9 protein-coding genes are annotated in these 12,090 nt (G+C 50.1%); 7 read left to right on the top strand and 2 right to left on the bottom strand.

Translation table 11 applies throughout. The annotated features are described in order from the left end of the window. Positions 1-256 precede the first annotated feature (256 nt). The 7 genes from HGH92_RS12085 (at position 257) to HGH92_RS12115 (ending at position 9,118) form a co-directional block, all read left to right on the top strand. Positions 257-2,419, top strand: coding sequence for a S46 family peptidase (locus tag HGH92_RS12085; protein WP_168870966.1), 2,163 nt, complete (start codon positions 257-259; stop codon positions 2,417-2,419). A gap of 141 nt (positions 2,420-2,560) precedes the next feature. Next, complete coding sequence (locus tag HGH92_RS12090) at positions 2,561-3,733, top strand: porin (RefSeq protein WP_168870967.1); 1,173 nt, start codon at positions 2,561-2,563, stop codon at positions 3,731-3,733. Positions 3,734-3,746: 13 nt separating this feature from the next. Next, positions 3,747-5,177, top strand: a complete 1,431-nt coding sequence (locus tag HGH92_RS12095; protein WP_168870968.1) for an anion permease — start codon at positions 3,747-3,749, stop codon at positions 5,175-5,177. A 17-nt stretch (positions 5,178-5,194) separates the two neighbouring features. After that, positions 5,195-5,863 carry a succinate dehydrogenase cytochrome b subunit gene (locus tag HGH92_RS12100; RefSeq protein WP_168870969.1) on the top strand — a complete coding sequence of 223 codons (669 nt, stop codon included), beginning with the start codon at positions 5,195-5,197 and terminating at the stop codon, positions 5,861-5,863. A gap of 6 nt (positions 5,864-5,869) precedes the next feature. Continuing rightward, positions 5,870-7,780, top strand: a complete 1,911-nt coding sequence (locus HGH92_RS12105) for a fumarate reductase/succinate dehydrogenase flavoprotein subunit (RefSeq protein ID WP_168870970.1) — start codon at positions 5,870-5,872, stop codon at positions 7,778-7,780. Positions 7,781-7,785: 5 nt separating this feature from the next. Then, complete coding sequence (locus HGH92_RS12110; protein ID WP_168870971.1) at positions 7,786-8,532, top strand: succinate dehydrogenase/fumarate reductase iron-sulfur subunit; 747 nt, start codon at positions 7,786-7,788, stop codon at positions 8,530-8,532. A 217-nt stretch (positions 8,533-8,749) separates the two neighbouring features. Continuing rightward, positions 8,750-9,118 carry an IPT/TIG domain-containing protein gene (locus tag HGH92_RS12115; RefSeq protein WP_168870972.1) on the top strand — a complete coding sequence of 123 codons (369 nt, stop codon included), beginning with the start codon at positions 8,750-8,752 and terminating at the stop codon, positions 9,116-9,118. Between the two features lie 111 nt (positions 9,119-9,229). Here HGH92_RS12115 and HGH92_RS12120 read toward each other — a convergent pair whose 3' ends face one another. Both HGH92_RS12120 and HGH92_RS12125 read right to left on the bottom strand, forming a co-directional pair. Beyond that, positions 9,230-11,191 (bottom strand): SGNH/GDSL hydrolase family protein, encoded by a 1,962-nt coding sequence (locus tag HGH92_RS12120; protein ID WP_168870973.1) that lies wholly within the window; start codon positions 11,189-11,191, stop codon positions 9,230-9,232. A 178-nt stretch (positions 11,192-11,369) separates the two neighbouring features. Further along, positions 11,370-12,077 carry a DUF4377 domain-containing protein gene (locus tag HGH92_RS12125; protein WP_168870974.1) on the bottom strand — a complete coding sequence of 236 codons (708 nt, stop codon included), beginning with the start codon at positions 12,075-12,077 and terminating at the stop codon, positions 11,370-11,372. Between the last annotated feature and the right edge of the window lie 13 nt (positions 12,078-12,090).

Consider the following 12,090-nt stretch of genomic DNA (forward strand, 5'->3'; position numbering starts at 1 on the left):
CAGGTCCCTGAAATTTTTGGCACGCACTATTGCGCTGCTCCCTTTTATCAAAACATATTCCAGTTTTTTTGTTCACCCTGCGGGAGATATTATTTACAGGGAAAAAATATGTATAAATCATTAATATAATTTAAAAAGACCGGTTTATCGGGGAAGATCCTACTCATTATGCCCCATCCATGCGCCCGTTAACAAAAAAATAGCTAGGTTTGAGGTCCTTTTATAACAAAACCAATTATAACAAAACCAAACTGATATGAGAAAAAAACTACTGGTTTTGCTCTTGCTGCTTAGCGTTAGTATAAAATGGGCGAAAGCAGACGAGGGCATGTGGCTTCCTTATTTACTGGGCCAGCAGACCTACAATGACATGGTCAAAAAAGGCCTTAAACTAACCAAGGAACAGCTGTACAGCATCAACAAAGCATCCCTGAAAGATGCGATCGTGATCTTTGGGGGAGGCTGCACCGGTGAAATCGTAAGCAATGAAGGCCTTATCTTCACTAACCACCACTGCGGCTACGGCGCTATCGCTGCTGCCAGCTCAGTAGAACACAACTATCTCAAAAACGGTTTCTACGCAAAAAATAAACAGGAGGAAATCACTTCCCCCATGCTGTCTGTCCAGTTCCTCGTGAAAGTGGAAGACGTTACCAAAGATGTGGAAGCTCAGCTGAAAGGACTCAGCGGTGCCGACAGGACCAAAAAAGAACAGGACGCATATGCCGGTATTATCACCAAAGCGACCACCGGTACCGACTACGAAGCGAAAGTAGTACCTATGTTCAAAGGCAACCAATACCTCCTCTTTGTATACGAGCGCTTTAAAGACATCCGCCTGGTAGGTACTCCGCCTGAAAGCGTGGGTAAATTCGGCGGCGATACGGATAACTGGGAATGGCCCCGCCACACCGGCGACTTCTCCATTTTCCGTGTATATGCCTCTAAAGACGGTAAACCGGCACCTTACTCCAAAGATAACGTGCCCCTGAAGCCTAAACACTTCCTGCCGGTATCTATCAAAGGCGTGAAAGAAAATGATTACGCCATGATCTTCGGTTACCCCGGCGGCACCAACCGTTACGAGACTTCCTATGGCATCAAACTGAAAAATGAAGTGGAAAACCCGTCACTGGTGAACCTGCGCGATGTTAGGCTCAAAGCCATGATGGAGCAGATGGTGAAAGACCCGGCGGTAAAACTGCAACTGGCTTCTTCCTACGCCGGTATCGCCAACTACTGGAAATTCTTTGACGGCGAGACCAAACAGCTGAAACAGCACCACGTCATGGAAGAAAAAGAAAAAAATGAAGCTGCTTTCGCGAAATGGGCACAGGACAAACCTGAATTTGCCAATATCATGAACGACTACGCAGCTGCCTATAAAGCATGGTCTCCCTACGCCAAACATCGCGTATACCTCATGGAAGGCGTACTGGGTTCTCCGGTAGCCGCTTACGCAGCCTCCCTGATGGCACTCGAGAAAGCATTGGTAACGCCTGGCGCGCCGAAAGACGCCGTACAACAGGCCGCTGCTGCTGCTGATAAAGCACGTACGGCTTTCCTGGAAAGCGAAAATAAGCCCAGTGACCAGAAAATCCTGGCAGCTACTGCCCACATGTTCTACAACGACGTGCCCAAAGACCAACAGCCTGCCGGCTACTTTGAAAGCGTAAAAAGCAAATTCGGCAGCCTCGAGGAAGATAATACCTGGAAGCTCTGGGCAGCTTCCCTGATGAACAATACCATCATCTTCGATGACGCTAAATGGAAAGCTTTCATCGCCAACCCGGACGCGGTAACCCTGCAAAATGACCCGGTATTTAACTATGCCAGCACTTTCATTAAAAACTATGGCGGTAAATACCAGCCACTGTACACCCAGTTCATGATGAAAAACAATGACCTGGGCCGCGAATACCTGAAAGGCATCATGCAAATGCAGCCTAACGGTAACAGATATCCGGACGCCAACTTCACCATGCGCCTCTCTTATGGCCAGGTGAAACCGTACTCTCCACGCGATGCGGTACACTACGACTACGTGACCACCATGAAAGGTGTGATCGAGAAATATGTTCCGGGCGACTATGAATTTGATCTCCCGGCCAACTATGTAGACCTGTACAATAAAAAAGATTTCGGTCAGTATAAAGATGCCAAACGCAACGATATCGTAGTAGGCTTCATTACCACCAACGACATCACCGGTGGTAACTCCGGCTCTCCTGTGATCAACGCCAACGGTGAACTGATCGGTCTCGCGTTCGACGGCAACTACGAAGCGCTGAGCCACAAAATCCAGTTCGACGCTGATTACAACCGCACTATCTGCGTAGATGTACGCTATGTGCTGTGGTGCATCGAAAAACTGGGCGGTGCTAAAAATATCATCAATGAACTGAAGCTGGTAAAATAAACATTGCCCGCTTAAATTATACATCCCGTTCCGGTACTGCCGGAACGGGATTTTTTTTGTTCTCCGCTATCAAACATTTCCCCGATGCACGTTGTTATCCCCAATAAATAACCGCCTATTCCGAAAACTCAACAACCGTGCATGCATAAACGAAGTTTCCAACTGTTTGCCACTTTTCTGTGCTTTTTTGCGGGCATTTCCCTGACTTATGCAGTGGATAGGCCTGTCAGCGACACCACTGCCAAAGACACGTCTTCCATTAAACCCGGCTTTCTGAAAAAAATAACCCTGAGTGGCGTGTTTCAGGCGCGGTACACCGTTTCCCTCAATAAAGATGTGGACGTCAACGGCACCCATCAGGCCGATGCAGAGAAGGAAGTGGTGCGTAACAGCTTTAGTATCAAGCGCGCCAGGCTTCAGGTAAAAGCGCAGGTGAGCGATCGTTTTCAGGCAGGCGTGTTAGTCAACTTCGCGGATTTTGCCAGCGACCCCAAAGGAAAAGTGCTGGAGAACGCGTTTATTACCTATCGCTGGAATGACGCCATCAATTTTACAGTAGGCCAGTTCCGGCCATCCTTTGGCCTGGAAGACCTCTACCCGGTAGACATCATCCAGTCCATGGATTTCTCCAATCAATATTATGCCTTCGGGAACAACGGCTGGCAGAGTTTTCAGGTGGGCGTGTCCATGTTCGGCTCCTTCCGGAAAAACACCCAGCTTCCTGTGAAATATGCCGTCTCTGTTGTCAACGGGAATAACCGTAACCAGGTATCTGACGATGATAACGGCAAGCTGGGCTCCGCCCGGCTGGAATTGGGCGATATGAACAAACTCTCCCTGGGCCTCAACGGTGGTATTGGCGCAGTGAAACGATACAGCGTATATGCGTTGGGGGTAGACTTCAGTGGTGTGATACCGCTGGCAGAAAAGTTTGACCTGCAGCTGCAGTCGGAGTTTAAGCAGGGTACCAACCATCGTTTGTTTTACGGGCTGGCAGACAGTCTCCGTAAAGGGCCGTTGAGCGACTACCTCATGCATGGCGTCTACCTGCTGCCTAATTTCCGGTACAAAATCAACTATCATAAGCTCACCTCTATCGAGGTGTCTATGCGTTATGAATATTTTAACGAGGATTTTCGGCACAGCGGTAATGCGCGGCGTACCTACATCCCGATGGTGAGTCTGGCTTTCCTGAAAGATTATGGCGGACGCATACAGCTGGGGATGCAAATCGACAATTACGACCGGGATATTCCCGGAACGAAAACGCACAACAGCAACCTGATGATCGTACAGGTGCAGTGCAGAATATAAAATGCCAATTGTTATGAAAGAAATCAAGTATCTACAGTTGTTGATCACGGTCATTTTCGGCGTTGTTATCTGGCTGATACCCCCGCCGGCAGGCGTTACCCCTGAAGCCTGGCATCTGCTGGCCATTTTTCTGTCCACTATCCTCGGTATTATCCTGAAAGCGGCTTCCATGGGCACCATGTCCATGCTGGCCATTACGCTGGTAGCGCTGAGCGGTGTGCTGGCACCCGGGAATCCCGGCAAATCCATTACGCTGGCACTCAGTAGTTTCGGGGACAAAGTGATTTGGCTGATTGGTATTTCCTTTTTCATTGCCCGCGGGTTTATTAAAACCGGTCTGGGTAAACGTATCGCCTATATTTTTATCCGCATATTCGGTAAGAGTTCGCTGGGACTGGCTTATGGCCTGGGCCTGGCCGACCTGGTGCTGGCGCCGGCGGTGCCCAGCAACACCGCCAGGGGAGGAGGGATTATCTATCCCATTATGAAGTCCATGGCCATGAATTTTGGATCGATGCCGGAAGATCCTGCTACCCACCGTAAGCTCGGCGGCTATCTCACGCTGAGCAGCTACAATATGAACCTTATCACGTCTTCGTTGTTCCTTACGGGGACGGCGAGTAATCCCATGTGTCAGAAGTTCGCCAAAAACCTGGGCATCGATATTACCTGGATGTCGTGGTTTGCCGCTGCATTGGTGCCGGCGGCATTGTCCATCCTTGTGGTGCCTTATGTGCTGTATAAAATTTATCCACCGGAACTGAAAGCCACTGGCGATGCGCCGGCGATGGCGGCCGAAAAGCTGAAGGAGATGGGACCGGTACATAAAAACGAGTGGCTGATGCTACTGGCATTTGTGATACTGCTGATATTGTGGATCACGGGTGATCTGTTTGGAATTGACGCTACCACCACCGCCCTGATAGGACTGGTGTTTCTGTTATTGTCGCAGGTATTGGACTGGGAAGATGTAAGGTCCGAAAAAGGCGCCTGGGACACAATTGTATGGTTTTCTGCGCTGGTGATGATGGCCAGTTTCCTGAACTCGCTGGGCTTTATCCCCTGGTTCAGTGAGCTCATTAAGAAGCAGGTAGGTGGTATGCAGTGGCTGGTGGCGTTTCCCATCATTGTGCTGGTTTATTTCTATAGCCATTACATTTTCGCCAGTGCTACCGCGCATGTGGCGGCCATGTATTCCGCTTTCCTGGCGGTGGGTATTTCGGTAGGTGTGCCAGGCACGCTGCTGGCGCTGGTATTGGGTTTCTGCGGTGGTATTTTCGGTACGCTGACACACTATGGCCACGGACCAGCCCCGGTATTCTTCGGCAGCACTTATGTGGAGCTGAAAGACTGGTGGAAATGCGGATTTATATTAAGCATCGTGTATATCCTTCTCTGGATGGGCCTTGGTGCAGGATGGTGGAAAGTATTAGGCATCTGGTAATATCAAAATATCAAGCTATGGGTCAGTGGACGCAAAAAACATTAACCAGGAAAAACTGGATGGCATTTACAGGATTGTTCCTGTGCTTTTTTCTCATTATTCATTTGTTGGGAAACCTGCAACTGCTGTTGCCAGATGAGCAGGCGCACCTGCAGTTTAACGCCTATTCGCACCTCTTGTCAGGTAATATCATCATCAAAATAATTTCCTGGGTGCTATATGCAAGTATTGTCGCGCATGTGATATATGCAATGATTATAACGTTGACGAATAAACGATCATCAGATATTAAATATCATTATGACAGGCGCGGTGAAGTAAGCAAATGGTATACCCGTAATATGGGCCTGTTGGGGACGGTCATTTTTGTTTTTCTGGTGATCCATTTCCGTGATTTCTGGTATGTGTACAAGTTTGGCTCGCTGCCGCTGGACGCACAGGGAAACAAGGATTTATACAAATTGGTGGTGGCGGTGTACAGCGAAACATGGTATGTGCTGGTATACGTGCTTTGTATGGTGGCGCTTTGTTACCACCTGTTGCATGGTTTCTTCAGTGCCGCGCGGACGCTGGGTATTTATCATCCGCGTTATGTAAAATGGGTCAGGGTAATGGGCTGGATATACAGTGTGGGTATCTGTGCTGGTTTTGCGCTGATACCGGTTTATGTTCACTTCTTAAAATAATGGGTCATGCTGAATGCAAAAATACCGGAAGGGCCACTGGAAGATAAGTGGCGTCATTATAAAGAACATGCTAAGCTGGTCAACCCTGCCAACCGGAAGAAGCTGGAAGTGATTGTGGTGGGCACAGGACTGGCAGGCAGTTCCATTGCCGCTTCACTGGGGGAGATGGGATACCGGGTGAAAACATTCTGTTTCCAGGATACGCCGCGGCGGGCGCATTCCGTGGCGGCACAAGGCGGTGTGAATGCCTGTAAGAACTACAAAAACGACGGAGACAATGTGTTCCGCATGTTTTATGATACTATTAAGGGGGGCGATTTCCGCGCGCGGGAAGCCAATGTGTACCGGCTGGCAGAATGCAGTGCCAGCCTGATAGACCAGGCAGTAGCGCAGGGGGTGCCCTTCGGCCGGGAATACGGCGGATATCTCAATAACCGCTCCTTCGGCGGGGTGCAGGTATCGCGTACTTTTTACGCCCGTGGGCAGACCGGTCAACAGTTGCTGCTGGGCGCTTACCAGGCGCTGATGCGGCAGGTGCATCTTGGCTCGGTGCAGTTGTTTGCGCGGCATGAAATGCTGGACCTTGTAACGATCGATGGCAAGGCAAAAGGAATAATCGTCCGCAATCTTGATACCGGTGAAATACAACGTCACGGGGCACATGCGGTGATACTGGCCACCGGCGGCTTTGGAAAGATTTATTACCTGTCTACGCTGGCAATGGGCTGTAATGGCTCCGCTATCTGGCGGGCCCACAAGAAAGGCGCGCTGATGGCCAATCCCAGCTGGACACAGATCCATCCTACCAGTTTGCCGCAATCCGGCGAATACCAGTCCAAGCTTACGCTGATGTCGGAATCCCTGCGCAACGATGGCCGTATATGGGTACCTAAAAAAGAACAGGAGGACCGCTTGCCTAACCAGGTGCCGGAGGAAGACAGGGATTATTACCTGGAGCGCCGTTATCCTGCTTTTGGCAACCTGTCGCCGCGGGACATCGCTTCCCGTGCGGCGAAAGAACGTATTGATGCGGGCTATGGCGTAGGGCCGTTGAAGAATGCGGTATATCTCGATTTCTCAAAGGCGATTAAAGACCAGGGTGTTGGCAAGATCCGGGAGAAGTATGGCAACCTGTTCCGCATGTACGAAAAAATCACCGGCGTGGACGCCTATCAGGAGCCGATGAAAATTTCGCCGGCAGCGCATTTTTCCATGGGAGGTTTGTGGGTGGATTATGAACTGATGACCACCATCCCTGGTTTGTTTGCACTGGGAGAAGCAAATTTCGCTGATCACGGAGCCAACAGGCTGGGAGCTAATTCCCTGCTGCAGGCCTGCGTGGATGGGTACTTTATAGCGCCATACACGCTGGCCAATTATCTGGCAGATGAAATCAAAACACCGGCAACGGATGTTCAGCATCCGGCTTTTGATGCTGCGGCCAAACAGGTGCAGGACCAGCTGCATTTGCTGAAGGGTATCGGTGGTAAATTATCTGCTGATTATTTTCATAAAACGCTGGGCAAAATATTGTATGATAAATGTGGGTTGTCACGCTCCGCAGAAGGACTGAAGCAGGCAATCGGGGAGATAAAGGCGCTGCGGCAGCAGTTTTATGCCGACTTGTTTATTCCGGGTGGACTGACTATCAACAGCGAGTTGGAAAAAGCGGGCAGGGTGGCCGATTATCTTGAGCTGGGGGAGTTGATGTGCCATGATGCACTGACGCGGGAAGAGTCGTGCGGAGCGCATTTCCGGGTGGAATATCAGACACCCGAAGGGGAGGCCATGCGTAATGATCAGGATTTTGCTTTTATCTCCGCGTGGGGATGGGCTGGAGAAAACCAGGCGCCGATATGGAATAAAGAGCCGTTGACATTTGAATTTGTTACACCTACGGTAAGAAGCTATAAATAACGTGTATGCATATACGATTAAAAATATGGAGGCAGGAAAACAGCCAGGACACTGGCAAAATGCAGGATTATGAACTGGCGGACGTAAATTCCGACATGTCTTTTCTGGAGATGCTGGACATGCTGAATGAGCAGCTGCTGGAGCAGGGGCAGCGGGCCATTGAGTTTGACCATGATTGCCGCGAGGGGATCTGCGGGCAGTGTGGGGTGATGATCAACGGCCGTGCGCACGGGCCTTTAAAAAACACGACCACCTGTCAGCTGCATATGCGCAGTTTCCGGGATGGAGAGACTATTTACATAGAGCCGTTCCGGGCAACGGCTTTTCCGGTAAAATGTGACCTGAAAATAGACCGTACTGCATTTGACAGGGTGATACAGGCAGGAGGGTACATTGCTGTCAATACCGGCCAGGCGCCGGAGGCCAACAGTATCCCGATAGGGCATCCGGTAGCGGAGGCGGCGTTTGATGCGGCTGCCTGTATCGGGTGTGGCGCTTGTGTGGCAGTGTGTAAAAATTCCAGTGCGGCGTTGTTTACCAGTGCGAAGATCACACATCTGGCATTGTTGCCCCAGGGGGCTGTGGAAGCGCAGGAAAGGGTGCGCCGCATGGTAGGTCAGATGGATGCCGAAGGGTTCGGTCATTGCAGTAATACAGAAGCTTGTGAAGCAGAGTGCCCGCAACAGATTTCGGTGTTGCATATCGCCAGAATGAACTGGGAATACAACAAGGCGCAACTGCTGAAAAAATAGCGCAGTATTACGTTTCAGCGCATACGTAGTTATACGTAATTTGAAAATTTTCCTGTTTAAAAAGAATGTTATTTGCTGAAATATTCGTAGATTTGCATCCGCTTTAATCACCGAAGAAATACTGTTGCGAATAAGAGTTGCTACATGCAATAGTGTTACCCCGGATTTTATTTGTAACAGGGTTTGTTACCCTACCCCAAAATGAAGAATTAAAAAGATGAAACATTACAACATGTTTGTGGTGGCCCTTATGCTGCTGGTAGTAGCTATGACGGCCTGTTCCCCAAACCAGACGAAAAAAGAAACAGCTACAGTGGCCGGTAATGCCGGTAATTTTCTGATCATCAGAGGTCATGGATTTAGTAAAGAAAAAGCAGCTAACAAAGTGATCTTTGGCGATGTGGCAGCGCAGGTATTGCGTGCAAATGCCGACTATCTGCTGGTACAGGTACCAGAGCAGAAAGCAGACACTGTACAAGTGGTAGTAGCAGTAGGAGACAAAACCTCCAACGCGATGTTGTTTGAGTACAACACTACACGGAAGCTGGTAGCATCCGTGCAGAACATTGCCGGCGTGGCATATTAATAACACAGCGTTTTAGTTGTTATACCATAGCTTTATTTGTAAAGTAGAAGTGAAAAAAAGGGCGTCTCTTACCGAGGCGCCCTTTTTTATTTTTTTCAGGGAGATTTCCTGTCAGATTTTTATCAACCGGTGACGGTACCGTTCGCGGCCACAGGTCAACTGAATGATGTATATGCCAGGCGCCCATCCGTCCACAGACAGCGTTGTCCTTCCTGCACGGCGTTCGCTCAGTATCCTGTTGCCCGCCGCGTTATACACTTCCAGTATAAAAGGTGCATTATTTACCGTCGGTATTATTACATAACTGGTGGCAGGGTTGGGAAATATCGTCAGGGGGCTGCTGCCTGCCGTTGCAAGACCGGTTCCTGCATGGGTGATTTCAGGCGCGGCCATTACCGGCGCGGGACCGCTGGTGTCAGGACATAGGGCAGCAGGGATGTATTTGTCTACCACCCGCTGAAACAAAACGCGATGGCCTGCGGCGTTAAAATGCACATCATCACCGCTATTGTATTCGGAAAGGATGTACCCGTTGGGCTGTGCCAGTCCGCTCCAGAAATCAATGGCTTTGTCGCCGAAATAGAGGTTGATGGTGTCTTTCATCTGCGCCAGCCGTAGCGCTGCTGCATAGCCCAGATTGCTTCTGGGTTGTGTGGTGGCCACCCACAGCGGCACGTGATGCAGTGCGGCCTCCTGCTTCAGTGCGAGATAATTGGCGGTTTGTTTGGACAGGGGAAAGTTCCGTGCTTCATCATTGCTAGGCATATTGATGATGATCGCATCCGCCTGCAGGGCAATGGCTTTCGTGATATTATGCGCTGTGTCCACGCTGTAAGTGATGCCGGACACCGTGTATGGCGGCGTTCCGGTGGGCATAATTGCCTGCGTGGTGTTACTGCCGAATGCCATCAGAATGATGGAGTCTGCGCTGTTATGCTGTTGTTTGAGATAACGGTTGTACCGCATTACCCATGCGCTGTCGCGGTCCGGAAGGCCATTGCCCCACGCCGTCGAAGAACCCAGTACTACAATGCGCAGTGGTTTGTTGCAACTGCCGGGCACATATATCACTTTGCCGCCAGCAACGTTGCTGTAGTAGTGGCGGTTCAGCGTGGCTTCCATATTAAGCCGGTAATAGTATTGCTGATTGAGCGCAACAGTGGTATCGGTGAACTGGTAATTGCGTGGTGTGGAGGCGTTACCTGCTGCGTTGACATTGCCAACAGCTATCCAGCTGATCGTATCGATGCTGCGCTCGATGGTAAATTTCACCGTACTGTTTTCTTCGCTGGTGCTCCAGGAGAGTTGTAGCCGCTGTCCTGCGGTGGCCACCGTGAAAGCTGACAGGCGAAAGGGTGGGGCGGGGGCTGTGGTGCATAACACCTGCGGCAGCTGCATGGCTACTACTCTGTCGAACAGGATGCGTTGTCCGGCGGAATTCAGCAGGGCATCGTCACCGCTGTTGTAGGCCGGCAGTATGTACCCTCTGTTGTCGGCCAGTCCGGTCCAGAAATCGATCGCTTTGCTGCCGAAGTAACTGACGATGCTGTCTTTCATTTGCGTCAGGCGGGCGCCGGCGGCCAGTCCGAGGTTTCCGCGTGGTTGTGTGGTGGCTACCCACAACGGAATGTTGTACAACGCTGCTTGCCGGGCCAGGGCGAGCAGGTTTGCCACCTGTACGGTCATGGGGAAGTTGCGTGCTTCATCTTCATTGGGGATGTTGATGATAATGGCGTCAGGCGACAGCGCAATGGCGCGGGTAATGTTACAGGTGGTGTCTACCGTGAAGGTGTTGCCGGACACTGTGTATGGCGGCGTTCCGTTGGCCTGAAGGGTATGCGTGGTATTACCGCCTTTGGCGAGGATGATCACCGTATCAGACGGATGATGGGAGGCCTTCAGATAGCGGCGGTAGTGGAATGTCCAGGCGCTGTCCCGTACCGGCACGCCATTACCCCAGGCGGTGGAGGAGCCCAGCACAACGATCTTCAGGGGATTGGTGCAGGTTTGGGAATAGCCGTTTAAAAATGATAACAGAATAAGGAAGGCGAGCAAATAGTACAGCTGTTTCATGGGCGTGGATAATAAGGGATTAAAAATAAAATTCAGCTACGGTAGGGTATACGAAAACAGGGGGTGTGTATTGCGGCTATAGGCTATCTAAATATAAACAATTAATCCCGCTTGCCGGAAAAAAAGAGGTTGTCTTATACAAGACAACCTCCTCTGTTATAATGGGTTACTAAGTAGTCTATTGAAGGTCTTTAGGCTGCATGCCGAAGATCATTACCAGCTTGTCGTTTTCGTAGAAGTTCAGCGTCTGGTCGGCCACGTCATAGCGGTAAGTATGTTCTCCGATCATCTTCAGAAATTCAGCTTCGCGGCGCATCACATTTTCATCCATGCAAGCCATTCTTGTGCTGATCGCCATTGTAAAGGTAATGTTTTCTCCGTTAGCATGGTAACCTCCGGAAATACTATTACAACCGCCTTTACCATGGAAACGTTTGGTGGCAGGATCAAACTCTACCCAGATGCCGGACTGCGTCAGCGTGCTGTCTCCGAGTTTGATAAGATTCCATCTTTTGCTGGCGATAAATGCCCATGGGGAGCCCTTTTCAGGTGTCGTGTTTACTTTTTTCTTCTCTAATACTTTCCGCAGGGTGTATCTGATAGAAGAACCGTCTGCAGGAGGATTTTTAACGGGCGTAACCCTCACCAGCAACTTGTAGCGATAGCCGGGCGTATATTTGAATCCTTCAATGTTCGTGTAGAGGTTAGACCATTCTGTATCCTTCACTCCTTTGATCTGCAGGCATTCCATCGGCGCAACGCCCGTGCATGGCTCCTTGGATTCCTTAACATAAATAGTCTGATTTTTTGAGGTCTGCTGCTTCTGTACAGGCTTCACGGGCGTCATCAGTGTCGTAGCCAGCGTCAATGCTAATTCTAAAAACATACTTGTGAGTTTA

It is taken from the genome of Chitinophaga varians, from assembly GCF_012641275.1.
Taxonomy (GTDB): domain Bacteria; phylum Bacteroidota; class Bacteroidia; order Chitinophagales; family Chitinophagaceae; genus Chitinophaga; species Chitinophaga varians_A.